The 24,703-nt window shown below is 72.0% G+C and carries 19 protein-coding genes; 5 read left to right on the forward strand and 14 right to left on the reverse strand.

Annotation, left to right across the window (positions count from 1 at the left end; translation table 11 throughout):
- Positions 1-372 precede the first annotated feature (372 nt).
- The 4 genes from LXT23_RS04480 to LXT23_RS04495 all read right to left on the reverse strand — a co-directional run bounded on the left by LXT23_RS04480 (position 373) and on the right by LXT23_RS04495 (position 3,769).
- Positions 373-1,251, reverse strand: a complete 879-nt coding sequence (locus LXT23_RS04480) for an RNA polymerase sigma factor (protein WP_253978810.1) — start codon at positions 1,249-1,251, stop codon at positions 373-375.
- Positions 1,248-1,997 (reverse strand): SDR family NAD(P)-dependent oxidoreductase, encoded by a 750-nt coding sequence (locus LXT23_RS04485; protein ID WP_253978811.1) that lies wholly within the window; start codon positions 1,995-1,997, stop codon positions 1,248-1,250. The genes LXT23_RS04480 and LXT23_RS04485 overlap by 4 nt, the downstream gene beginning before the upstream one ends.
- A gap of 132 nt (positions 1,998-2,129) precedes the next feature.
- Positions 2,130-2,423 carry a hypothetical protein gene (locus LXT23_RS04490; protein WP_253978812.1) on the reverse strand — a complete coding sequence of 98 codons (294 nt, stop codon included), beginning with the start codon at positions 2,421-2,423 and terminating at the stop codon, positions 2,130-2,132.
- A gap of 458 nt (positions 2,424-2,881) precedes the next feature.
- Positions 2,882-3,769, reverse strand: a complete 888-nt coding sequence (locus LXT23_RS04495) for a LysR family transcriptional regulator (RefSeq protein WP_253978813.1) — start codon at positions 3,767-3,769, stop codon at positions 2,882-2,884.
- A 65-nt stretch (positions 3,770-3,834) separates the two neighbouring features.
- Here LXT23_RS04495 and LXT23_RS04500 point away from each other — a divergent pair, with 65 nt between their 5' ends.
- Positions 3,835-4,626 (forward strand): SDR family NAD(P)-dependent oxidoreductase, encoded by a 792-nt coding sequence (locus LXT23_RS04500; RefSeq protein WP_253978814.1) that lies wholly within the window; start codon positions 3,835-3,837, stop codon positions 4,624-4,626.
- Positions 4,627-4,652: 26 nt separating this feature from the next.
- On the opposite strand, the gene LXT23_RS04505 is transcribed toward LXT23_RS04500, so the two are convergent.
- From LXT23_RS04505 to LXT23_RS04520, 4 genes are all read right to left on the reverse strand, one after another.
- Positions 4,653-5,177, reverse strand: a complete 525-nt coding sequence (locus tag LXT23_RS04505) for a hypothetical protein (protein ID WP_253978815.1) — start codon at positions 5,175-5,177, stop codon at positions 4,653-4,655.
- A 134-nt stretch (positions 5,178-5,311) separates the two neighbouring features.
- Positions 5,312-6,250, reverse strand: a complete 939-nt coding sequence (locus LXT23_RS04510; protein WP_253978816.1) for an alpha/beta hydrolase — start codon at positions 6,248-6,250, stop codon at positions 5,312-5,314.
- A gap of 42 nt (positions 6,251-6,292) precedes the next feature.
- The gene (locus tag LXT23_RS04515; RefSeq protein ID WP_253978817.1) at positions 6,293-6,892 is read right to left on the reverse strand and encodes a TetR/AcrR family transcriptional regulator; all 600 of its coding nucleotides are present in this window, start codon (positions 6,890-6,892) and stop codon (positions 6,293-6,295) included.
- Positions 6,893-6,934: 42 nt separating this feature from the next.
- Positions 6,935-7,375: a group II truncated hemoglobin gene (locus LXT23_RS04520; RefSeq protein ID WP_253978818.1), complete on the reverse strand. Its 441-nt coding sequence runs from the start codon at positions 7,373-7,375 to the stop codon at positions 6,935-6,937.
- A 170-nt stretch (positions 7,376-7,545) separates the two neighbouring features.
- Here LXT23_RS04520 and LXT23_RS04525 point away from each other — a divergent pair, with 170 nt between their 5' ends.
- Positions 7,546-9,999, forward strand: coding sequence for a PAS domain-containing protein (locus LXT23_RS04525; protein ID WP_253978819.1), 2,454 nt, complete (start codon positions 7,546-7,548; stop codon positions 9,997-9,999).
- Positions 10,000-10,012: 13 nt separating this feature from the next.
- Here the strand turns inward: LXT23_RS04525 and LXT23_RS04530 are convergent, their stop codons facing one another.
- Positions 10,013-10,897: a 5'-3' exonuclease gene (locus LXT23_RS04530; protein WP_253978820.1), complete on the reverse strand. Its 885-nt coding sequence runs from the start codon at positions 10,895-10,897 to the stop codon at positions 10,013-10,015.
- 210 nt (positions 10,898-11,107) lie between these two features.
- On the opposite strand from LXT23_RS04530, the gene LXT23_RS04535 reads away from it, so the two are divergent.
- The 3 genes from LXT23_RS04535 (at position 11,108) to LXT23_RS04545 (ending at position 13,724) form a co-directional block, all read left to right on the forward strand.
- Complete coding sequence (locus LXT23_RS04535) at positions 11,108-11,455, forward strand: DUF4398 domain-containing protein (RefSeq protein WP_253978821.1); 348 nt, start codon at positions 11,108-11,110, stop codon at positions 11,453-11,455.
- A gap of 26 nt (positions 11,456-11,481) precedes the next feature.
- Complete coding sequence (locus tag LXT23_RS04540; protein ID WP_253978822.1) at positions 11,482-13,032, forward strand: OmpA family protein; 1,551 nt, start codon at positions 11,482-11,484, stop codon at positions 13,030-13,032.
- 92 nt (positions 13,033-13,124) lie between these two features.
- The gene (locus LXT23_RS04545) at positions 13,125-13,724 is read left to right on the forward strand and encodes a GNAT family N-acetyltransferase (RefSeq protein ID WP_253978823.1); all 600 of its coding nucleotides are present in this window, start codon (positions 13,125-13,127) and stop codon (positions 13,722-13,724) included.
- Positions 13,725-13,739: 15 nt separating this feature from the next.
- Here the strand turns inward: LXT23_RS04545 and LXT23_RS04550 are convergent, their stop codons facing one another.
- The 5 genes from LXT23_RS04550 to LXT23_RS04570 all read right to left on the reverse strand — a co-directional run bounded on the left by LXT23_RS04550 (position 13,740) and on the right by LXT23_RS04570 (position 24,680).
- Positions 13,740-14,726, reverse strand: a complete 987-nt coding sequence (locus tag LXT23_RS04550) for an alpha/beta fold hydrolase (protein ID WP_253978824.1) — start codon at positions 14,724-14,726, stop codon at positions 13,740-13,742.
- Between the two features lie 45 nt (positions 14,727-14,771).
- Positions 14,772-16,868 carry a S9 family peptidase gene (locus LXT23_RS04555; protein WP_253978825.1) on the reverse strand — a complete coding sequence of 699 codons (2,097 nt, stop codon included), beginning with the start codon at positions 16,866-16,868 and terminating at the stop codon, positions 14,772-14,774.
- Positions 16,869-17,044: 176 nt separating this feature from the next.
- Positions 17,045-17,491, reverse strand: coding sequence for a hypothetical protein (locus LXT23_RS04560; RefSeq protein WP_253978826.1), 447 nt, complete (start codon positions 17,489-17,491; stop codon positions 17,045-17,047).
- A 245-nt stretch (positions 17,492-17,736) separates the two neighbouring features.
- The gene (locus LXT23_RS04565) at positions 17,737-18,351 is read right to left on the reverse strand and encodes a cell wall protein (RefSeq protein WP_253978827.1); all 615 of its coding nucleotides are present in this window, start codon (positions 18,349-18,351) and stop codon (positions 17,737-17,739) included.
- Between the two features lie 137 nt (positions 18,352-18,488).
- Entirely contained in the window at positions 18,489-24,680 is a 6,192-nt protein-coding gene (locus LXT23_RS04570; protein ID WP_253978828.1) for an ATP-binding protein, read from the reverse strand.
- Positions 24,681-24,703: the final 23 nt, after the last annotated feature.

The following is a 24,703-nucleotide window of genomic DNA, read 5'->3' on the forward strand; positions in this document are numbered from 1 at the left end:
GGTGCTCGACCTGCCGCGCCTCCATGCCGGCGCTGTGGCGGCAAGGGCACTGGAAGGGAGCGGGTGCTGCGCTGGAGTGACAGTCGCCAGCAGCCGGAATGCGGGCTGCTGGCGACCGGCTCAGCTCACGACTGACTAGGCGGAGAGGATGATGCCGCCGCCACAGCCGCGCCCACCACCACCAAGAACTGGACCACCACGGATACGGGTCTTGATCTTCATGGACTGCTCCTAGGGATTGAGACGTGGGTTCCAGTCCCACCAGCAGTGAAGACTGACGGACATGGAGTAATAATGAAACTCTGTTGCGTACTGGGAGTCAAGTCGCGGCCCGCTGCCTCCGCTTCCCCACACGCTCCAGCCACGTCCTGGTCAGATGCTGAAGAAGGTGCGGAGGGTGTCGTTCTGGAGGATTTCGTCGACCACCTTCGCGCGGCTGACCTGGAGCGGGTGCTCCAGGAAGACGCGCTGGTGGAGCTGCTCGACGGTGTCGATGACCTGTGACGACTCGCTGCGGGTGAGCGCCTCGATTCTGTCGACGTAGGCGGTGTTGAACACGAGGTGCTCCGGGTCCACCGCGCCGCTGCGCACATAGCTCCGGGTCTTCTTGTGGCACCGGCACGGGTTGGCCAGGTTGACGAGCCCGCAGCGCTGGTTCATCCAGCTGTACAGGTCCTTGCGCGCCCGGGAGAGCCGGACGCGGAAGTTGCCCGGAGAGATTTCCAGAATCTCCCCGCCGAGCTGATGGTCCACCCCGAACAGCTCTCCGAGCACGTAGGTGATTCGCTGCTCACGGTCCAGGCACATCAACATGCCCGTCGTGCAGCGGATGCGCAGCTCCTCGACCGTGCGGTTGGCGTCCCGCAGCTCGTGCGGGCTCAACGACTCGTCCGGGGCCGCCGCGATGGTGGCGAAGTAGGTCTCGAAGTCGTCCACCAGCACCTCCATCCCGCGCCGGCGGCTCTTCAAGAGATGGTTGACGGTGAGGCGGTACAGCCAGGTACGGAACGCACTCTCCGCCCGGAAGGTCTGCAGGGACGTGATGACCTTCACGAAGACCTCCTGGGTGAGGTCTTCCGCGTCCTCCGGCCGCCCGCACATCTTCAGCGACAGGTTGTAGACGAAGGGCTGGTGCCGCGCGACCAGCTCGCGCAGCGCGTCCTTGCTGCCGTCGACAGCGCGCGCCACCAGGCGGCTGTCGTCGGCGGTGTCGTACCCGGGGAGAAACGGATTGTCTTCGCGCGACGTCATACCTGGCGCAGGCCTCCATCGACCTCGAGCTCCGTGCCCGTGACATACGACGAATCGGGGGACGCGAGGAACAGCACCGCGCGGGCAAGCTCCTCGGCACGGCCCCAGCGCTTCAGCGGAATCTGGGCGGTGATGCTCGCCCCCGTGGCCTGGAGCTGCTCGGCGGGCAGGCCCAGCTTGCCCCACAGCGGCGTCTCGAAGGCGCCGGGGCACACCGCGTTGACGCGAATCCCCTTCGGAGCGAGCTCCGCGGCGGCCACCCGGACGAGCGAGCGCAGGGCCGCCTTCGTCATGCTCAGCACGCTCGAGCCCTCGAAGCCGATGCGATTGAGCCAGGACGTCGTCACCACCACCGACGCGCCGGCATTGAGGTGCGGGATGGCCAGCCGCAGCGTGTTGAACGTCCCCTTCAGGTTCACCGAGACGAGCTCGTCGAACAGCGCGTCGGAGGTGCCGGAGATCGGCGCCAGCTTCACCACCGCCGCGTTCGCGAACAGGACGTCGATTCCACCGAAGCGCTCGCGAGTCTCCTGGAACAGGCGCTCCAGGTCCGCCACACGCGTCACATCTCCACGCACTCCGTGTGCGTTCGGCCCGAGCGACTTCACGGCCTGGGCCAGGCCCTCCTCGGAGCGCGCGAAGACGACGACCTTCGCCCCTTCCTCCGCGAGCTGCTGCGCCGTGGCGAGTCCGATTCCGCTGGTGCCACCGGTGACGACCGCGACCTTCTGAGCGAACTTCTTCATGTGCCAACTCCCGTGTTCAGGTTGGGAGTTGGACCCACGGGCCGGCGGGGTGTTACAGGCGCACATTTTCCGGAGCGCGGAGAAGGGGCCGAGAGGGACTACCGCCCCCCCGGCCTCGCCTTCAGCGCTGGCTCACGGACAGAAGCAGGTGCCGGTACAGCGGTAGTCGCGCGTGCAGGACCTGCCGCAGGCCGCCGTGCAGTTCGCCTCGGTGCCGTACCACTGGCTGTAGTTGCACGTCCAAAGCTGCGAACAGATGGCCTGCTGCGTGACGCTGCCCTCGGGGAGCTGCGCCTCGGGGAGCTGCGCCTCGGCGGGGGCGGACTCGGTCACCGGCGCCTGCTCGGGCTCGTACGTACCGCCGCAACCCGACACCGAGACGACGAGACCCACGAAGGCAGCAACGAGGGGGAGAGGAATTCGCATGGGGGACACGCTCCTGGGTTCCACGGGTGGGACTTCGACACGCTCGGTCATGCTGCGACCGGGCGTGCAGGTCCTCACTGTGTCAGACCGTGGGCGTGGCGCCACATCCATTGCGACAGTCGCCAGCAGCCGGTACGGGGCCTGCTGGCGACCGGTTCAGCTCACGGCTGGCTAGGCGGAGAGGATGATGCCGCCGCCGCAGCCACGTCCACCACCAGCATCAATCGGACCACCGCGGATACGGGTCTTGATCTTCATGGGTTGCTCCTTGTGAGTGAGACGTGCTCTCCAGCTACACAGAACAGTGCAAACCTGTCGTACCTGGAGAAACCATCAAATCCCGCCACGCACTCTCCGTCAAGTCGAGCCGCCCCGCTCCGCTCTGGACGCCACGGTGTTGATGCCCAAAAGACATTCGGACCTCGAGTGAAGCCAGATGACAAAGGCAGCAGGCCTGCTCAACGCAGTGCGTGACGCAGCGCCGCCTCGAGCGCACTGACGACGAGGCGGACGCGAGGCACCTGGCGCAGGTCCTTGTGGAACACCAGGAACACCGGCATGGAAGGCATTGGCAGGTCGACGTCGAGCCGCACCAGCCCGGGCAGCGTGCGCCCCTGCGCGTCCGCCATCACCCAGATGCCCTCGCCCTGCTCCACGGCTTCCTCCAGCGCGAAGTCGGAGTTGGAGCGGAACGGGAAGCGGCGCGCCCCGTGCCGCATGAGCCAGGTCATCTGCGGTGAGCGCTCGAGCGCGCCCTCGTAGCCCACGAAGTCGTGCCGCTCGAAGTCCCCCGCCTCCAGGCGCCCGCCGCGCAGCCGCCGCTCGACGTAGCCCTGGGACGCATACAGCCCGAACTCCAGCCGCCCCACCGCGCGCTCCACCAGCACCGGCGATGACGACTTCGCCTTGCGCAACCCGATGTCGGCCTCCCGGCGCGACAGGTCGACGAGCCGAGCCTCCGAGATGACCTCCAGCAGCAGCGCCGGGTGCTTGCGGCGCAGCTCCGACAGCACCCGCGTCACCGGCCGCACGAAGCCCTCGCCCATGGAGACGCGCACGGTGCCCGAGCTCGGGCTCTCCCCCTCGTCACGGCGCACGGCCTGGAGGCCGAGCTCGAGCTGCTCCGCCAGGGAGACGAGCTCCAGCGCGTCCGGCTCCACCGAGGTGCCCCGGCTGCCCCGGTGCACCAGCGTGCGCCCCAGCGCGGCCTCCAGCGCCTCGATGCGCCGCGCCGCCGTGGACGTGGAGATGCCCAGCGCCCGGCCCGCCGCCAGGAAGCTGCGGTGCCGGTGGAGCGCGAGCAGCACGCGCAGGTCATCCCAGGTGGGCACGGTCGAGGTTTGCATGGATGGAAACCAGCTTGCCATGGATACCTGTTCCCGGAAACCCGCCCGGCTCGCATCCTGGGGCCATGAAAGACTTCGACTTCGCGGGCAAGACGGTGGTGGTGACAGGCGGCTCCATGGGCATCGGAGAGACCTTCGCGCGGGAGCTGAGCCAGCGCGGCGCGAAGCTGGTGCTGGTGGCCCGCGGCCGCGACAGGCTCCATTGGCTGGCCGACGCGCTCGGCGGCGCCCACGTCATCGCCGAGGACCTCACGAAGCCCGGCGCGGCGAAGCGCGTCTTCGACGCGGTGGTGGCGAAGGGGCTCGAGGTCGACGTGCTCATCAACAACGCCGGCTTCGCCAGCTACGGCCCCTTCACCGAGGTGCCGCTGGGCACGCAGCGCGAGCAGGTGGACCTCAACGTCGGCGCGCTCGTGGAGCTGACCCACCTGTTCCTGCCGATGCTGGAGCGGCGCCAGGGCGGGGTGATTCAGGTGGCTTCCACGGCGGCCTTCCAGCCGGTGCCGTACATGGCGGTGTACGCGGCGACCAAGGCCTTCGTGCTGTCCTTCAGCGAGGCGCTCTGGGAGGAGTACCGCTCCCGGGGCGTGCGCGTGCTGGCGCTGTGCCCCGGGGCCACCGACACGCCCTTCTTCGCGCGCGCGGGCGAGGCCGCGGCCCTGGGCGCCAAGGCGAAGCCGGAGGACGTGGTGCGGCTCGGCCTCCGGGCGTTCCGCGACAACCGCGCGTCGGTGGTGCAGGGCACGGGCAACACCTTCACCACGCTGCTCGCGCGCTTCTTCACGCGCGAGTTCGTCGCGAAGCTCTCCGGCCGCCTGATGCGCCCGAAGAAGCCGCTGGCGCTACAGGCCAGCTGAGCCGGCGGCCCGCCGTGCCGTGGCGGCTACCAGCGCTCAATCGACGTGAAGGTCAGCGGATACAGGGGACCGACGAAGTTGCCGTCCGACGTGCACGGCGGGATGACGCCCGTCTCCAGCGAGGCGGAGTAGAAGCCCCAGGTGGAGCCGTTGCCCTTCTCGTAGAACGTGTAGCCGTTGGGCATGATGACCCGCCAGACGAAGTCGACGTGCTGGTAGTTCCAGTGCGGCTCGGTGCGTCTGCCGGTGATGGCGCGCACCGTCGCGCTCCAGGTGTACGGCGCCGAGGCGGGCGCGGAGACGGTCTGCGTGTTGGCCCAGTCGAACGGGACGGAGTTCGACTGCCCGCCCCAGCCGTAGATGAGCTCCACCGAGGTGCCCCACGGCAGGGAGTAGTTCAGGTAGTTCAGCTGCACCTCCGCCTCGTAGGCGTGGGCATAGACACACTCGCGGAGCACCTTCCGCCCGTAGACCGTCGTCTCCGACGCCTGCGCGGAGGTGGACAGGAACAGGACGGCGAGAGCGAGCACGCTTCGGGAGAGAGCAGTCATGGGAGAGGCTCGGGGGTGAGGGTGGGACCCGCTCCGTCTACCACGGAGGCGGGAAAAAACCGCACTCCCTGTAAGCCTTTCATCCGCCACCGGACGGCTGCCGCGTCCGGGCCACAGGTGTGGCGTGGGTCGCCTCAGCCTCCCTGCACCATGCGCAGCGGCGCGCGCGCGGGTGCCAGGGACGCCAGCAGCTCCGGCGCGGGCCAGGCGTTGCTCGGCCGGCCCTCCGCGAGGAACTGCGCCGCCGGGGCCACCACCTCTGGCGCGTAGAGGATGCGGAAGTGGCCCAGCCCCTCCGTCCGGGTGAGCTTCGCGCGCGGCCAGGCGCGCGCCACCGCCTCGCCCGACACCAGCGGCACCTCGCCGTCGCCCACGTCGTGGAAGATGCGCAGCGGCACGTCCAGCAGCGGCGCGAAGTTCGGCAGCGCCAGATCCCTCAGCCGCATGTCGAAGCGCGCCTCGATTCGCGCCGCCATCCGCTGCCACACGCCCTCCGACAGCCCCACCGTGCTCGCGAAGGCCCGGATGCCGGCGCGAGGGTCCGCCGCCGGCGAGAGGAACACCGCGCGCTCCACCTTCAGCCCGTCCCGCATCGCCACCGCCGCCGCCGCCGCGCCGAACGAGTGCGCCACCACCGCGTACGGCCCGCCCGTCGCCCGCCCCACCGCCGCCACCAGCCTCGCCATCTCCGGCAGCGAGCTGGTCCGCCCCGACGACACCCCGTGCCCCTGCGCGTCGTACGCCACCACCGAGAAGCCCGCGTCCACCAGCGGCTGCACGAAGGCCGTCAGCTGCCCGCCGTAGCCACTCCACCCGTGCACCAGCAGCACGCGCGGGCCCTCGCCCCAGCTCCACACCGCGACCCTCTCGCCCTCCACCTTCAGCACCCGCTGCTGCCCCTTCGCCAGCACCGCCTCCGCCGTGCGCGAGCGCCGCGGCCGCCGGGGCGTCAGGAACAGCCGCTCCGCCCACGCCGCCGTCAGCCCCGGCGCCACCGCCCCCAGGCTCCGCGCCGTCGCCCTCACGCCCCACAGCGCCAGTTTCGTCCGAACGTTCGTGCTATTTTCCGCCATGATGAGGTCCTCCTCGAAGGACACTTGAGACAAAAAGCAGAGTCAGGAAGCGGGGTTGCGTGCGGCGGCGACAAGCGCGTCGAAGGCCCGGCGGGCGCGCGCCTCGGCCTGCGGGTCTCTCATCAGGCGCAGGGCATGGTGGAAGCCCAGCATCGCCGCGTACTCGTCATGGGCGAACTGCTCCACGTCCAAATCCTTGCGGAAGTGCCCCTCTGCCACGGCGATGCGCGCGGCCTGGGCCAGGCAGTCCAGCCAGTCCCGCTGCGTCTGCACCAGCTTGTCCCGCGCGGGCCCGGGCGCGTCGTCCAGCTCCGCCGCCGCCGCCACGAAGATGCAGCCCCCCTCCAGGTACTTGTCGCGGTCCCACGTCAGCCAGCCGTCGAAGAGCGCCCGCACGCGGGGCTCGCCGCGGGGCCTGCTCAGCGCCGGGTGGATGACGCGCTCGGTGAAGACGGCGGAGGCCGCCTCCAGCACCTGCACCTGGAGCTCCGTCTTGGACTTGAAGTGCGCGAACAGGCCGCTCTTGGAGAGGCTCAGCTCCTCCGCCAGCCCGCCGATGCTCAGCCCGTGCAGCCCCACCCGGCTGGCCAGCCGGACGGCCGTCTCCAGGATGGTCTGATGGGTGAGCTCGCCCTTGCGCATGACCTATCTATAGAACGGTCGTGCTTTTTCCGCAACCCCGTCTCAGCCCTCGGTGTTGCGGAGGAAGTCGGCCACCTGGGCGAAGCGTGCGTCGAGGAAGCGGCGCAGGCCGCCGGTGATGCCCCGGGCGTCCAGGGCCTTCTGCATGCTGCGCACCCACGCGTCGCGCATGGCGGTGTCCACCGGCAGGTGGCCGTGGCGCATGCGCAGCCGGGGGTGGCCGTGGCGCTCCATATAATGTTGCGGGCCCCCCAGCCACCCGACGAGGAAGAGGCCGAAGCGCTCGCGCGTGCCCGCATTCACCCGGCCCTGGGCGTCCAGCTCGTGCAGCTTCGCGAGCGCCGGCTCGTGGGCGTCCATGGCGTCATAGAAGGCGTAGGCGAGCGCACGCACGGCCTCGTCGCCTCCGAGCTTGTGGTACGGCGTCTCCTCCAGGGTGGGCACCCAGTCATCCGAGGGCGGCAGCTTCAGTTCAACGGGCATGGCTTCCTTCAACCGCAGGGGAAAGGAGTCCCCATCCTGTCGCGCTCCGGCCGGCGGCGCACGGGTATCCGTGGAACGGAAGTACAGCTGGCGAGGTGGCGTGCGGTGTACACCTTGCCTACCCGCGAATTGACCCCACGAAGAGGCGGTTGCTAAGGCGTGGACCTCCGGTGACCTCCCCCTCCAGCGTCACACCACTCGACACGCCACCCCTGCCTTCGGTCTGGGTGCTCGACGACAGCCCGGCTGAGACCGAGGCCATCCGTCGCGCCCTGGCACCGGCGTGCCAGGTCGTCGCGTTCGCGGATGGCCCGGCGCTGCTGGAGGCCATCGGCCAGGGGCCGGCGCCAGAGGTGCTGGTGCTGGACTGGTTCCTCCCCGGCATGACGGGCCTGGAGGTGTGCCGCTTCCTGCGCGCCAACCCGGCCACCGAGCACCTCCCGGTGCTGCTGCTCACCGCCAACACGCGCCCGGAGGACGTGGTGGAGGGGCTGACGGCGGGCGCCAACGAGTACGTCTTCAAGCCCTTCCGCGCGGCGGAGCTCTCCGCGCGGGTGCAGACGCTGGTCCGCTGGGAGCGCACGCGCCGCGTGGCGCTGGAGGCCGAGCGGGCGCGGCGCGTCCAGGTGGAGGGCACGCTGTCCGCGGTGCAGGCCGCCGAGGAGCGGGCGTGGCGCAGCGAGCTGCGCTTCCGCCTGGCGGCCCGTGCCACGCGGGACGCCGTCTGGGAGTGGGACCCGCGCACCGACGCCGTGGACTGGACGAGCGGCGTCAGCGAGGTGTTCGGCCATGCCCCCGCGGCCGTGCGGGACACCTTCGAGTGGTGGGAGCGGCACCTGCACCCGGAGGACCGCGCGCGCGTGGTGCGCAGCCTCCTGGCCACGGTGGACGGGCCCGAGCACGAGTGGCAGAGCACCTACCGCTTCATGCGGGGCAATGGCACCTGGGCGCACGTGGTGGACCGGTGCCACATCGTCCGGGACGGCCAGGAGCGCGCGGTGCAGGTGGTGGGGGCGATGCAGGACGTCACCGAGCGCCAGGAGGCGGAGGCCGAGCGCACCCGCCTGCTGGAGGCCGAGCGCCGGGCGCGCGAGGAGGCGGACCGGCAGCGCGCGCGGCTGGCCACCCTCTTCGAGCAGGTGCCCGCCGTCCTGGCCGTGCTGAGCGCGCCGGACCAGCGCTTCCTCGTGGCCAACGCCCAGATGCGCCAGCTCTACGGGCAGCGGCGGCTGGTGGGGCTCACCATGCGCGAGGCCAAGCCGGAGCTGGAGGGCCAGGGCTTCTTCGAGCTGCTGGACACGGTGTTCACCACCGGCGAGGCCTTCAGCGCCCGGGAGATGCCCGCCCGCATCGACCGGAAGAACGACGGGGAGCTGACGGAGGGCTACTTCGACTTCATGTACCAGCCCATGCTGGACGCCGAAGGGCGGGTGGACGCCGTCATCGTCTTCGCGGTGGAGGTGACGGCCAGCGTCCACGCGCGGCGCAAGGAGTCGGAGCTGGCGCGGGCGCTCCACGACAGCGAGCAGCGGCTGCGCTCGGCGCTGGCGGCGGCCAACGTGGGCACGTGGCAGGTGGACCTGGCCACGCGGACGGATGTGCGCGACGCCAACCTCAACCGCATCCTCGGGCTGGAGCCGCGCGAGGTGAGCCTCCCCATGGAGGACTGGCTGTCCCACATCCACCCGGAGGACCGGCCCGCCGTGGAGAAGGCCGTCGAGCGCGCCATCCGCGAGCGCGGCACCTTCGAGGCCGAGTACCGCATCCTCCGGCCGGACGGCACGGTGCGGTGGATTCGGGACCAGGGGCAGGTGCTGGTGGACACGCGGGGCGAGCCCCGGCACTTCACCGGCGCGCTGGCGGACATCACCGAGCCCAAGCGGCTGACGGCGGAGATGCGCGCGCGCGCGGACTTCGAGCGGCAGCTCATCGGCATCGTCAGCCACGACTTGCGCAACCCGCTGAGCGCGATAACGCTGGCGGTGTCGGTGCTGCTCAACCGCGACAAGCTGGAGCCGCGGCTGGAGCGGCACGTGCAGCGCATCCAGCGCTCGGCGGAGCGGGCGACGCGGATGATTCGCGACCTGCTCGACTTCACGCGGGCCCGGCAGGGCGCGGGCATTCCGGTGTACCCGCGCGAGGTGGACCTGCACGAGGTGGTGCACGCGGTGGCGGACGAGGTGCACGCCGCCTGGCCGGACCGGCGCATCCAGGTGGAGCAGCAGGGCATCGGCGCGGGGACGTGGGACCCGGACCGGCTGGCGCAGATGCTGGGCAACCTGCTGGGCAATGCGCTGCAGTACAGCCCTCCGGACACCCTGGTGCGGGTGATGTCGCGCGGCGGGGAGGACGGCGTGGTGCTGGAGGTCCACAACCAGGGCACGCCGATTGCGGCGGAGCAGCTCCCGCGCATCTTCGAGCCGCTGGAGCGGGGCGTGGAGAAGCCGGAGGACCGCGGCGGGCGGAGCATCGGCCTGGGGCTCTACATCGTCCGCAGCATCGCCCAGGCGCACGGCGGCACGGTGCAGGTCCGCTCCACCTTCGAGGAGGGCACCACCTTCACGGTGCGCCTGCCGCGCCACGCCCCCGCCTCCGCCCCGGCGAGGAGCGAAGCGGCGGGGTAGCGCCGCGCGGGCCTCACGCGGCCCAGCGCTTCGGGCGCTTCTTGAGCGTGGTGAGGCCCAGGCGGTCGCACATCGCCTCGAAGGGCCCGCGCGGCACGCCCTTCCACTCCAGGTCCTTCAGCGCCTTCGTGCCCGGCAGCGGCGCGTCCGTCACCAGCGTGGCCAGCTTGCGGTACAGCAGCGCGTCCTCGCGGTGCTCGCGCAGCGTGGCGGCCAGCTTCTCCGCGCCCCGGGGCCGCACCGTCCAAGCGGCCGCGTCCGCCGGAATCGCCTCCAGGTGGCCGTAGGCGCCCAGCAGCGCCGAGGCCCCCTTCTCGCCGAAGCCCTGCAGCCCGGGGATGCCGTCCGCGTCGTCGCCCATCAGCGCCAGCAGGTCCGGCACGCTGGCCGGCGCCACGCCCAGCTTCGCGCGCACCGCGTCCTCGTCCAGCTCCTTCTCCTGGCGCCGGTCCACCTGCACCACCTGCTTGCCGCGCACGCACTGGCCCAGGTCCTTGTCCGGCGTGAGCAGCCGCACCTGCTCCACCTCGCCCGCCCAGCGCGCCGCGGCCGTGGACAGCGCGTCGTCCGCCTCGTACTCCTTCATGGACCAGGCGACGACGCCGAGCGCGCGCACCGCCTCCTCCGCCAGGTCGAACTGGGCTTTCAGCTCCGGGGGCACGCCCTCGTCGCTCTTGTAGCCGGCGAACAAGTCATTGCGGAACGAGCGGATGGGGTTGTCGAAGGCCACCGCCACGTGCGTCACCGACTCCGCCGCGTCGTGCAGCAGCATGAGCAGCGAGGACATCAGGCCCACCGTGGCCTTCACGTCCTGCCCGCCCGGTGCCGTCTGGCCGGGCCGGGGCGAGAAGTGGGCTCGGTACAGCTCATAGGTGCCGTCCACCAGGTGCAGGCGCATGCCGCTCCCTCTATCGCTCCGGGTGCGCCACGGCCAGTTCCCTCCCACGCCGTGGCAAGGGCAGCTGCCCTCCGGGCGCAGAGCCTACACGCCTGCCTGCCCGCCCAGGAGGCGACCCGGCCCCGTTGGATTGCCGGCCTGCCCGCGCGGCCCCACCTCTGGGAGTGGGCGCGACGTCCCGCGCCCTGCCATGACGGCTGGAGGTGAACCGTGCGCCCGAAGCTGATTGCCGCGCTGCTGTGTCTGACTGTCGTCGGCTGCGCGGGGAAGCAGGTGATTCCCGCTCCCAATGAGTACCGCGTGGAGGCGGAGGCCTCACTGAAGGCCGCGGAGGGCGCTGGCGCCGCCCGCGTCCCCGAGGCGGCCCGACACCTGGAGTTCGCCCGGCAGCAGATTGCCGACGCGGAGCGGCTGATGGTGGAAGGTGAGCAGGAGGCCGCGGAGCTGCGCTTCCGGCAGGCCGAGGCGGACGCGGACCTGGCGCACGCGCTGGCCCGCTCCATTCCCATGGAGCGCGCGGCGCGGCAGGCCGAGTCCATGCGCCGCAGCGTGCAGTGAGCCGCCAACCCCGAGAGGAGAGCGTCATGTTCCGTTGGAAGCCTGGATGGAAGACCCTCGTCGGTGCCACGGCGCTGGTGGCGGTGGGCTGCGCGAGCGGGCCGCCGCCGCGCGAGCTGCTTGATGCGCGCGCCGCGTACCAGGAGCTGTCGACCAGCCCCGAGGGCCGCGAGCGGCCCACCGAGGTCGCCGAGGCCCGCGACGCGCTGCTGGAGGCGGAGCGCGAGTATGACCGCAGCAAGGACTCGCCGCGGGCGCGCTCGCTGGCGTACGTGGCGCTGCGCAAGGCGGAGACCGCGGACGCCCACGGCACCGCGGAGCTCGCCGCGCGCCGGCATGCCCAGGCGCAGGCGGAGCTCGCCCAGGCCCAGGCGCTCCAGCGGCAGCGCGTGGAGTCGGAGCTGGAGGCGGCGCGGCAGCAGCTCGCCCAGGCGGAGCGGGAGCGGCAGGAAGCGCTCGCGCAGCAGCAGCGGGCGTCGCAGATGGCGCAGTCGCAGCAGCAGGAAGCGGACCGCCTGAGGGCGGATGCGCAGCGGCGCCAGCAGGAGGCGGAGCGGCTGAGAGCCCAGGCCCAGCAGCGGCAGACGGAGGCGGAGCGGCTGGCCGAGGAGACGTCGCGGCGTCAGGCGGAGGAGCAGCGGCGGCTCCAGGCGGAGGCCGAGGCGCAGCGGCTGGCGCAGAAGAACCAGGAACTGCAGCAGCGAACGGCGCAGCTGGAAGCGGAGCAGCAGGCGCGGGTGCAGGCGGAGCAGCAGGCCGCGCAGCAACTGGAGGCGGAGCGCCAGGCGCGACTGGAGGCGGAGCGCAAGGCCACCGAGGCGCTGACCCGGCTGGACGAGACGGCGAAGGACCTGAAGGTGCGGGAGGAGGAGCGCGGCCTGGTGCTGACGCTGTCGGGCAGCGTGCTCTTCGCGTCGGGGGCGGTGGACCTGCTGCCCGCGGCGAGGGACCGGCTGACCGAAGTGGCGGACGTGCTGAAGGAGACGAAGAACCCGCTCCTCATCGAGGGCCACACGGACTCGCAGGGCAAGGACGCCTACAACGAAGACCTGTCCTACCGCCGTGCCGAGCGCGTCCGTGACTTCCTCACCGCGCGCGGCGTGCCCGCCGAGCGCATCAACGTGCGAGGCCTGGGCGAGTACCGGCCCGTCGCCAACAACGGCACGCCCGAGGGCCGGGCCAACAACCGGCGCGTCGAAATCGTCATCGAGCGGGATGACACGGCCGTGGGTGGCAGCGGGCAGCAGCAGGGCACGGGCGGGACGGGCTCGCAGCCCCAGCCCGTGCAGCCACAGCCCACGCCCCAGCAGGGGACGCCGGCACCCCAGCCGCAGCCCGCGCCCCAGCAGGGGACGCCGGCACCAGGTACGGGTGGAAGCGGCGCGGCGGGGCAGGACGTGGGCAGCGTGGGCACGGGCCGCTCACCGGCCCCGGGGCAGGCCCCGGACCAGAGCGGCATCGACGTGCAGGGCGGGCAGAGTGGCAGCGGCAACCTGGATACTGACATCCAGGAAGGCGTCACGCCGCCGCAGCCCGGCGCACAGCCCGGGCAGAGCGACACGCAGCCTCCTCGCTGAGCAATACGTGAGTGCGCTTCACGAGGCCCTGGAGCCGCACCCACCCTCTCTCCGCCCCCGGGACGCGATAGCCTCGGGGGCGGTCTTGCGCCATGGCCTCCGAAACGACACCCCTGCTCACCACCGAGCGCCTTCACCTGACGTTGCTCCCACCGGACGCGGCGTGGCGCGTGCTCGCCTATTACGAGGCCAACCGCTCCCACCTGGACCCGGTGTCGCCCGTGCGGCCCGCCAACTTCTTCTCCGTCACGTACTGGCGCACCCGCCTGGCGCAGGACCGCGAGGACTTCCGCAACGACCTCTCCCTGCGCGTCTTCATCCTCCCCCGGGATGAGCCCCTCGGCTCCGCGCCCATCCTCGGCAACGCGTCCCTCACCCACATCCGCCGGGGCCCCCTCCAGACCGCGGAGCTGGGCTACGCGCTGGACCACCGCCACGAGGGCCGGGGCCTGATGACCGAAGCCCTGCGCACCCTCTGCGACTACGCCTTCAGCGGCATGGGCCTGCACCGCCTCCAGGCCAACCACCTGCCGGAGAACCTCAAGAGCGCCGCCGTCCTCCGGCGCCTCGGCTTCGTCGTGGAGGGCTACGCCCGAGACTTCCTCCTCATCGACGGCCGCTGGAGGGACCACATCCTCACCGCCCGCGTCGCCCCGGATGACGCCGCCCGACAAGAGGACGCCCGCGAGTAGCAGCGCGCCACGCGACTACGGCCCGAGGAAGTCCTTCAGCTCGCGCACCACCCGCTCGGGGTGGCTCAGCCACAGGTAGTGCTCCGCGCCCTCCAGCCCCACCACCTTCGAGCCGGGCAGCTTCCGAAGCACCTCCTGCGGCTGGAACAGGAGCTCACGCAGCCGGGGGAAGACCGCGCGGACCTTCTCCTGGTCGGCTGGGGGCATTAGCTCGACGCCCGTGAAGGCCTCCTCTCCCTTCGAGCCCTCGTACGCCACGTACAGCGAGAGCACGGGCACGCGCAGCGCCGAGAAGTCGAGCGATGCCTCGCCCTCACGGAACTGCCGCATCGCCCCGGGCCACACGCGTGGGCCCAGGTATTGCCCGGTCGTCGCATCGAATACGTTGCCCTGCTCAATCTCCTCCTCGGGGAAGCGGCCGCCAACAGCGCGCGCGACGGCATCCGACACGGCCGCGCGCGACAGAGTCTCCTCGGGCTGGGGCTCCGGCGCAGGCGGAGACGGCAGGTCCTTCAGCAGCTCCTTCAGCTCGACGCGCGCATAGGCCGCGTCCAGGTAGATGAGCTTCTCGACGCGCTGGGGGGAGTGGAGGCCCACCCAGGTGAGCTCCGTCCCCGCGATGGAGTGGCCGGCGAGCGCCGCCTTCTCGATTCCCAGCGCGTCGAGCGCCCGGACGACATCCCTGCCCAGGGTGGCGGTGTCGTAGCCCTGCTCGGGCCAGCTCGAAGCGCCAAACCCTCTCCGGGTCAGGGCCCAGACGCGCCGGTGCGAGGTGAACCGGGGCGCGAGCTCGTCGAAGACATGGCCCGTGTTGCCCATCCCCGCCAGGAACACGAGCGCCGGCCCGTGCCCGCCAAAGTCGAGGACCTCGAGCTCCACGCCGTCTGCAACGGTGACCCGCCTCACCTGATGCACGGCACCGGAGGGAGCCGCGCCGGAGCCGGGTGTCTTTGCCGCACAGGCGGCCAGCAACAGGGCCCCGAGGAGCACGAGCGTGCGCATGGACATCGCTCGAGCCTACCCGAAGAGCCCTGTCCCTCCGGGAGACTAACGCCCCGGCGTCGCCACCTTCGGCCCGGGCAGGCTCGCGGGCTGCAGGTGCGCGTCGAACCACTCCACCGTGCGCATCAGCCGGTCCTTCGCATGGTCCAGCTTGCGCAGCGTGTGCCCCTCGTCCGCGTACACCACCAGCTGCGTCTTCACGCCCAGCGCCTTCAGCGCCTTGAAGAACTCGTAGCTCTGCGACGCCGGCACCTCCACGTCGCGCTCCCCGTGCAAGAGCAGCGTGGGCGTGCGCGCCAGCTTCACGAAGTTGATGGGCGAGCTGCGCGTGTACACGTCCGGCTCGTCGTACACGGACGCGCCGAAGTACGGCAGCATCCACGTGTCGATGTTGTTGGTGCCGTAGTAGCTCTGCCAGTTGGAGATGCCCGCGCCCGCCACCGCCGCCCGGAAGCGCTGCGTCTGCGTCACCGTCCACATCGTCATGTAGCCGCCGTAGCTCCACCCCGTGACGCCCAGCCGCGCCGGGTCCACCGGCTCTCGCGCCAGCACCGCGTCCACGCCCGCCAGGACGTCGCGCAAATCGCCGTACCCGAAGTCGCGCCGGTTGGCCTGCACGAAGTCCGCCCCCTGCCCGAAGCTGCCGCGCGCGTTGGGGAAGAAGACGTAGTAGCCCTGGCTCGTCAGCAGCAGCGCCTGCGGGTTGAACGAGGGCACCACCCCCGCCGCCGGCCCGCCGTGAATCATCGTCACCATGGGCGCCTTCGCGCTGCCCACCTGCGGCGTGGGCGGCGCCAGCAGCCAGCCCTGCACGTCCAGCCCCTCGCTCTTCCACACCACGCTGCGCACCGGCCCCGCCGGCAGTTGCGCCTCCGCGTTGTGCCGCGTCACCGGCTTCCACTCCCCCACCGGCCCCACCCACACGTCCGCCGCCCGCGTGAAGGACTCGCGCAGCACCGCGCTCGTCTCGCCGTCCCGCGACAGCGACGCCCCCACCCCGCCGCCCGCGCTGATGCGCTCCGCCCCCTTCCACAGCACCGTCACCCCGCCCTTCACCGGGTCCACCGTCGCCAGCGCCGACTCGCCCTGCACCTGCGCGCCGAACATCAGCTTCCCCGGCGCCACCCAGTCCAGGCTCGTGGCCGTGGCCTTCAGCCCGGGCGTCAGGTTGCGCGGCTTGCCGCCCGCCGCCTGCACCACGAACACGTCCCCACCGTTGGAGCCCTGGTCGCTCATCAGTCCCTCGAGGAAGGCGACGTGCTTCCCGTCGGGGCTCCAGGTGGGCTCGGCCAGCGCCCACTTCGGCGAGTACAGCAGCCGCGCGCGGCCGGACTCCACGTCCACCGTGTGCAGCTTCGCCACCCACCAGTTCGCATCTCCCGGCGGCGGCGCGGCGATGACGGCCAGGTGCTCGCTGTCCGGGCTCCACGCGTGCTCGTAGACGTAGAGGTTCTCCGGGGACACGAAGCGGTGCGCTCCGCCGCCCGCCGGCACGAGCGCCACGCGCCGCACGGGGTGCGACTCCTGCACCACGCCCGTCTCGCGCGCGGCCGGGCCCGTGGGGCCCTTGGCATGCTCGGCGCCCTTGCCCTCGATGACGAGCACCGCCACCGAGTCCCCATCCGGCGCCCACCGCGGCGCGGTGACGGGGCCCTTGAACGACGTCAGCTTGCGCACCGCGCCGCCGGACATGTCCGCCACGTAGAGCTGCACCGGCCCGCCCAGCCCCGCGTCGGAGAGGAACGCCAGCCGCCGCCCCTCCGGACTCCAGGCCAGGGAGCCTTCGCCGCACCCGCTCTGCCCCAGGCAGACGGTGACGCGCTCCGGCTTCGCCTCGGCGTTGGAGAGGTCCAGCACCTGGATGACGCTGCCATTCGCCAGCGGCCCGCTGCGCTCCGAGCCGGACTCCACCCATGCCAGGCGCTGGCCGTCGGGTGACACCGCCACCTGCCGGAAGCGCACGGTGCGCAGCAGCGCGTCATGGACAGCGTCCAGCGGAGGCCGGACGGCCTTCGCCACCGCACCCCGCAGGGCCACGTCCGCGCGGCGCACCTCGCCACCGGCGTCACCCTGCTGTGCGAGGACGGGACGCGCTCCCAACAGCACCGCGCCCAGCCAGACGATTCGCGCAACCGACCGCATCAGGTCCCCCAGGAGGTCAGGAAGAGGCGACCAGACTACCTGAGTGGGCAACGAAGCGTCCCGACTCCACTCACCTGAAGGGGACGCTCCACGAGGGACTTGACGTGGCCTGCCGGGCGCCGGACCGGCTCGCGCGGCACTTCACGGGCCGCGCGGTCAGGGCGCTCGGGAGCGGCCTAGCAGCCAGGGCCGTTGAGGCAGGGGGCCGTGGACTGGATGTACTTGTGGCATTCCTGGGGAACGGCGGCGCGCAGGTTGGTGCGTGCCGTGTTCTTCGCCGCGGTGCAGGAGTCATGGGAGCAGCCGGCGGCGCGGCCCGTGCGGCACACACCCCGGTACTGCGAGGGACAGTCCGGCGCATTGTTCGCCACGCACGCGGTGCCCTCCTGCCACTTGTCGCCAGCGGCGGCCAGCGCCTCCTCCGACACCAGCTCGCTGGGAGGCGCCTCGCCGGTGTCCCCCGTCTCCGTCACGGGGTCCGTGGGGGACGGCTCCGCGGCGGCACGGTCCGAGCGGCAGCCGGTGACCCCCATTGAAAGCACCAGCCCCAGCGTGAGCAGCGCGGCGCGCAGCGAGACACCGTGAGACAGCACGCGGCGGAAAGACAGACGTGATGCGTTCATGTCGACTCCTCGTTTGGGATTGCGGAGCGCGACGGCCTTGAAGACACACGCCTCCCGTTCCGGACCCTCCGGAGCGAGAAAGACATGGGCCGCCGTGCGCGCCGTCTCCCAGAGCAGAAGACGTGCCAGCACCTGAAGCGGTGGAGCTGAGAGGGGAGGGCCCGCTCGCGGGTACCGGACCGCGTCACCCCGGAACGCAGGTGCGTTCCGGAGGACGGAGGCGGCGCGCGAGGCGGGCCCGGCGCTCAGTGAGGCTTCTTGCGCGCCTTGAACTCGTTGGCCCAGCGGCCAATCGTGGAGACAATCTGGTCCTGCTCGCTCGTGCTCAGCGGCAGGGACGCCTGGGACTCCGAGCCCGCGTCGGGCTTCTCGCCCCTCTTCGTGGGAAGGACGGAGGGCGCCACGCCCTTCTTGCGCACGAACATCCGCGGCTCGGCCACCGGGCGGACGACCTCCATCTCGACCTGGGCGGGAGCCTCCTCCCGCGGCTTGCGCTCACCGCGCGGGCGCCGGGGCGGAATGACATCCGGCACGCTGTGCGGCGCGGCGTCCTCCACCCACTCCGCGTGCAGGCGGTTGTCGGCAATCATCTGCCGCCGCCGCTGCGCGTGAATCACGCAGTAACCCAGCGTGCCGCGAGGCAGCTTGCAGCCGATGACGGCGCAGGCCGGCGGGGGCGGCGCGAGCGGCTCGGGCGGCGGCGGGGGTGCGCTCTCGGGAAGGGTGAGACCCTCGAGCCCGGCCAGGCTGTCCGCGATGCGCTCCAGGGTGGACGCCAGGTCGGAGACCGGCCCCTCGAGCTCCTCTCGGAAGACGGCTCGCAGCGCGTCCTCGAAGAAATCCGGGCCTGAGAAGGCCACCTTCGTGGGAGCACGGGGCTGGGTGGGACGGGAAGGTCGCGAGGTACGGGGACGACGGGCTCGAGCTCTGGCTTTGGACATGAGGGGCGGGGCCCGCCTGTGCGCGAGCCGTGGCCGCACCCTATCCATGCGCCGGGTCAGAGGGAAGCGTCGCGCCCCTGGACCGTGGGGTGGTGGGTGGGCAGCACCACGGTGAACGTGGCTCCCCCACCTTCCGTGTCACGCACCTGGAGCGTGCCCGCGTGCGCCTCCACCAGGTGCCGGGCCATCCACAGGCCCAGGCCGAAGCCCCCATAGTGACTCGTGGACACTGCGCGCTCGAACCGGTCGAAGATGCGGGCGCGAGCGTCCAGGGGCACGCCCGCCCCGTGGTCCACCACGGAGATGGAGACGTGGCTGCCTTCGCGCGCCACACGCACCTCCACCGGCGCACCCGCCGCGAACTTCAGCGCGTTGTCGAGCAGGTGCCTCAGCACCTGGCGCAGGCGCTCCGGGTCATACCACCCCTGCACGGCAGGCTCGGCCTTCACGATGAGCGGGCTGCCCACGCGCCGGGCCTCTTCCCGCAGCCCGTCCACGACGGTGGCCACCAGCGCGCCCAGGTCCACCTGCCGGCGGGCCAGCGTCAGGTGTCCGGTGACGACCTCCGAGACGCCGACCAGCTCCTCCACCAGGCGCATCAGCCTGCGCACCTGCCGCTCCGCCGCCAGCGCCTTGGAGCGCATCACCTCGGGGCGCGGCTCGCGCCCCTCCCCGCCCAGGTTCTTCACCAGCCCCTGGACGTTGAGCGACAGCGAGCTCACCGGTGTGCGCAGCTCGTGTCCCACCAGGTCGAGGAACTCGTCGCGCACGCGCACCGATTCGCGCAGCGCCTCCACCGCGAGCTGCTCGCGCGCCGCCTCCCGGCGCACACGCGCCATCTCCAGCTGCGTACGGACGCGGGCGAGCAGCTCGCGCGCGGAGAAGGGCTTCACCAGGTAGTCGTCCGCGCCGCTGTGCAGCCCCTCCACCGTCGACTCGTCGCCCGCCCGCGCGGTGAGCAGGATGACGGGGATGGCCCGCGTCCTCGGGTCCGCCCGCAGCGCCTTCACCAGCCCGAAGCCATCCAGCCCCGGCATCATCACATCCGACAGGATGAGGTCCGGGAGCGTCCGGCGCGCCACCTCCAGCGCCGCCTGTCCATCCGTCACCGTCTCCACGCGCCGGAAGGCGTTGCCCAGCAGCCCGGACACGTAGGTGCGCAGGTCCGCGTTGTCGTCCGCGAGCAGGATGCGGGTGGCCTCCGGCGCGGGCCGGGCGGCGAGCCCGTCCTCCAGAGCACCGTCCGCCGGAGCACCGTCCGCCGGGAGCGGGGCACTGGCGGGGAGAGACCAGCGCAGGGCCTCCTCGGCGAAGAGGGTGACATTGCCCGTGAGCGCGTGACTCCGGGGCGTGCGGTCGACCTCCTCGGCGGGCAGGTGCGCCGAGCCGCGGGGCAACCACACCGTGAAGCACGTGCCCTGCCCCACCGTGCTCTCCACGGAGACGTCGCCGCCGTGCAGCTTCACCAGCTCCCGCACCAGCGCCAGGCCGATGCCCGTCCCCTCGTGGCTGCGGCCCTGGCTGACGCTGGCGCGGAAGAAGCGCTCGAAGACGCATGGCAGCTCGTCCGCGGGGATGCCGATGCCCGTGTCCCGCACCTCCAGCACCACCCGCGCCTCCGTCCACCGGAGGCCGACATGGATGGAGCCCTGGTGCGTGTACTTCACCGCGTTGGAGAGCAGGTTCAGGACGACCTTCTCCCAGAGCTCCGGGTCCACATACACGGGCTCGGCGCCGGACTCGGGCACGCGTGGGCACTCCACCACCAGCTCCAGCCCCGCGCGCTCCGCGGCCGAGCGGAAGGTGCTCGCCACGTCCACGGTGAGCGCGCACAGGTCCGTGGGCACGAAGGTGGCCCGCGCCCGCCCCGCCTCCAGGCGGGAGAAGTCCAGCAGCGTGTTCACCAGCTTGTAGAGCCGCAGCACGTTGCGGCGCACCAGCTCCAGGGGCGCGTCGGCCAGCGTCCGAGAGGGGCTGGCGAGCGCGTCCTCCACCGGCCCGAGGATGAGCGTCAGCGGCGTGCGCAGCTCATGGCTGACATTGGAGAAGAAGGCCGTCTTCGCCCGGTCCAGCTCCGCCAGCGTCTCGGCGCGCGCCTGCGCCTCCTGCCTTGCCCGCGCGCTGGCGATGGCGGTGCCGAGCTGCCCCGCCACCAGCGAGAGGAAGCCCCGGTACTCCTCGTCCAGCGCCCGCAGCGGGCTGACGCCCGCGACGAGGAAGGCCCGCAGCGGCTCGCCGCGTCCCCGCGCGACGGGGAGCACCAGCGCGGTGGTGGGCACGCCCTGCCCGAGGACTTCCGGGAGCGACGTGAGCCGCTGCGCCAGCCCCCGCACCTCCACCGCCTGCCCCTCCCGGGCCACGCGGGCCAGCGGCCAGGTGCGCGCGTCCTCCTCCGGGGAGTCCTGGAGGCGAAGCGGCGCGGAGTCGACGAGCGTCCCCTCGGGGATGCCGGTGCTGCCCACCAGGCTCGCGTGCCCGCCGTCCTCGCTGGTGGCGTAGACGAGCACGAAGGGCAGGTCCAGCGGGTTCGAGCCGAGCGCCTCGATGGCCAGGCGGTAGACGTCGCCCACGGTGGGCGCGTCGCTCACGCGCGCGGCCAGTTCCCGCAGCAGCCGCAGCCGGCGCTCGCCGACGACGGTGGCCGTCGTCTCCGCCACGGCGCAGTGGATGCCCGCGACGCCGCCGGACTCGTCGCGGATGGGCGCGTAGGAGAAGGTGAAGTACACCTCCTCCATGAAGCCGCTGCGCGCCAGGAACATCCGCTGGTTCTCGCTCCAGGTCGCCCGGCCCGTGCGCGCCACGCTCTCGAACATCGGCCCGATGATGGGCATCGCCTCCGGCGTGGCCTCGCCCATCGGCCTGCCGAAGGAGAGGTGCGGGTGCTTGTCGCCCATGATGGGCCGCCCGCTGTCGTTGTAGAGCTGGACCCACCGGGGGCCCCAGTAGATGAACTGGGGAAAGCGCGAGGACAGGCAGGTGCCGAGCGCCGTGCGCAGCGACTGGGGCCATGACTCCACCGGCCCCAGCGCCGTCTTCGACCAGTCGATGGTCCGCATCAGCGCGCCCATCTCCCCGCCGTGCGCGAAGACCTGCTCAAGCGGCCCGGCGCCCACCGCCTCCTGGAGCGGCGCCACGGCCGGAGCCTCCACCTTCGCCGGCTCGCGGCGGGGGCGGCCCTCCATGGGAAGGGTGAAGAAGAAGGTGCTGCCCCGGCCGGGCTCGCTGGTGGCGCTCAGCGTGCCGCCGTGCGCGGCGACGATGCCCCGGGCGATGGACAGGCCCAGCCCGTGCCCCTCGCGGCCCTTCTGGGCGGAGTGCCAGTAGCGCTCGAAGACGTACGCCAGGGCCTCGGGGGGGATGCCCATGCCGGTGTCGCTGACCGACACACGCACGCCCTCCGGCGCCGCCTCGGCGCGCACGGTGATGCGGCCTCCCGGAGGGGTGAACTTGAGCGCGTTGGACACCAGGTTGGACAGCGCCTGGAGCACCCGGTCCCTGTCGAACGACAGCGGAGGCAGGCCCGGCTCGCACTCCAGGGACCAGTGCTGCTCCCGCTCCGCGACCTGGAGCTCGAAAAGCTCCCGCAGCTCGCGGAAGACCTCTTCCAGCGTGTGGGGCTGCGGCTGGATGGAGAGCGAGCCGGCGTCGATGCTCGCCAGGTCGAGCAGGTCGGCGATGAGCCGGTTCATGCGCCGGACCGCGCGCTGGATGGCCTCCGAGTGCCGGTGCAGCCGGGCCTGGGCCGGGTCCTCGCCCAGCCCCCGGTAGAGCAGGTCGGCCGCGACGCTGATGGTGTTCAGCGGCGAGCGCAGGTCATGACTGACGACGGCCAGCGTCTCCTCGCGGGAGCGGGTGGCGCGCCGCGACTCCTCCAGCAGCTGGTGGGCCTCGCGGGCGTGCTCGCGCTCGGCGCTGACGGCCTCCTGGCGCAGCTGCGACACCGTGAGCTGCGCGTTGACGCGCGCGAGCAGCTCGTTCGCGGAGAAGGGCTTCACCAGGTACTCGTCGGCGCCGCTCTTCAGGCCCTCAATCGTCGCCTCCTCCCCGGCGCGCGCGGAGAGGAGCATCACGGGGATGGTGCGGGTGCGCTCGTCCGCCCGCAGCGCGCGCACCAGCGCCAGCCCGTCCAGGCCCGGCATCATCACGTCGGACAGGATGAGGTCGGGCGGGTTCGCCCGCGCCGCGGCGAGCGCCCGGGCCCCGTCGCTCACGGCCTCCACCCGCCAGTGGCGTGACAGCAGGCGAGAGAGGTAGCCGCGCATGTCCGCGTTGTCGTCCGCCACCAGGATGCGGGCCCCGGTGCGCAGCGCGGAGGGCGCCTCCGGATGGAGCTCCGCCGGGAGCACCGGCTCGGCCGCGTTCCACTGGTGCGTCTCCGCGAGGAACGCGCCCGGCCCCGTCCCCAGCGACTCCGCGCTGGCGCCACCGGCGAATACCCGCTCCTGCGGCAGGTGCGCGGAGCCGCGCGGCACGGTGACGGTGAAGGTCGTCCCCTTCCCGACGACGCTCTCCACGTCCACCGTCCCCCCGTGCAGCTTCACCAGCTCGTACACGAGCGCCAGGCCGATGCCGGAGCCCTCGTGGCTGCGGCCGCGCGCGCCCTCCACGCGGTGGAAGCGCTCGAACACGCGCGGCAGCTCCTCCTCGGGGATGCCCGCGCCGGTGTCCTGGACCTTCAGGCGCGCGGCGTCGCCCAGCCACTCCAGGTCTACGTGGACCGTACCCTCGAAGGTGAACTTGAAGGCGTTGGAGAGGAGGTTGAGGACAACCTTCTCCCACATCGTCGGGTCCACGTAGACGGGCTCGGGCAGGCGGGGACAGTGCACCACCAGCTCCAGGCCCACCGCCTTCATCGCGGAGTCGAAGCTGCTCGCCAGCTCCGCGGTGAGCGTGCCCAGGTCCGTGGGCACGAAGGTGGCCTGCGAGCGCCCCGCCTCCAGCCGGGCGAAGTCCAGCAGCGTGTTGACCAGCTTCTGGAGGCGCAGGCCGTTTCGGCGCACCAATTCCTGGCGCTCGCGGTGGACGCGGGGCAGCGGCACGTCCCGGTCCGCCAGCCCGTCCTCGACGGGGCCCAGCATCAGCGTGAGCGGCGTGCGCAGCTCGTGGCTGACGTTGGAGAAGAAGGCCGTCTTCGCCCGGTCCAGCTCGGCCAGCATGTCCGCGCGCTTCTTCTCGTCCTCGGCCGCGCGTGCGTTGTGGATGGCGGTGGCCACCTGCCCGGCCACCAGCTCGTAGAAGGTGCGGTACTCCGCGTCGAGCTTCCGCGCGGGGTTGACGCCCGCGATGAGCACGCCCACCGGCCGCTCCTGCCCGCTGGACGTCACCGGCAGGACGACGGCCTCCGCCACCCGCTGCCGCGCGAGCCCCGGGGGCAGCACGTCCAGCCCGGCCACGGACACGCTGCGCGAGCGCGCCGTCGCCACCACGTCCTCCAGCGGCCACGGCGAGCGCGCGGCGCCCGCGCCCGCCAGCTCCACGGTGAGCGGCGTGACGGAGGCGAGCCCCGCCGCCAGCCCCGTGGTCTGCTCCAGCCGCGCGCGGCGTCCGTCGGGCTCCAGCAGGTAGAGGATGGAGAAGGGGACGTCGTCCAGGTTCTTCGTCAGCGTGCTGGCGGCGGACGCGCACGCGGCGCTCACCGACTTCTCGACGAGCGCCTTGGCGGCCAGCTCCGACAGCGTCCGCAGCCGGCGCGTGTTCAGCGCCTTCGCGGTGGCATCCGTCACCGGACAGAACAGGCCCACCACGCGGCCGGACTCGTCGCGGATGGGGCTGTACGAGAAGGAGTACCAGGTCTCCTCCACGTAGTCGCCGCGGCGCATGAAGAGGCGGACGTCGTCGACGAAGGTGGCCTCGCCCTTCTGGAAGACCTTGTCGGCCAGCGGCCCCCAGACGTCCCAGATTTCCTTCCACACCTCCTCGGCGGGACGGCCCAGCGCCCACGGGTGCTTCGCCAGGCTCAGCACCTGGATGCAGGCGTCGTTGTAGAGGAACGTCATCTCCGGCCCCCAGCCAATCCACATGGGGTGCTGGGAGTTGAGCATGAGGTTGACGGCCATCTTCAGGCACTGCGGCCACTGCGCCACCGGGCCCATGGGCGTGAGCGACCAGTCCATGGCCCGCATCAGCGCCCCCAGCTCTCCGCCCCCCGCGAGCACGTGCAGCCCGGACTCGCCATCCGCCGCCCGCGCACTTCCGGGCGTCGGAAGAGTTCCTGGTGGGTGCGGGGTCGACCGAGTCCCAACGCTCATGGAGTTTCCGGTACCACAGCGGG

It is taken from the genome of Pyxidicoccus xibeiensis, from assembly GCF_024198175.1.
GTDB lineage: Bacteria > Myxococcota > Myxococcia > Myxococcales > Myxococcaceae > Myxococcus > Myxococcus xibeiensis.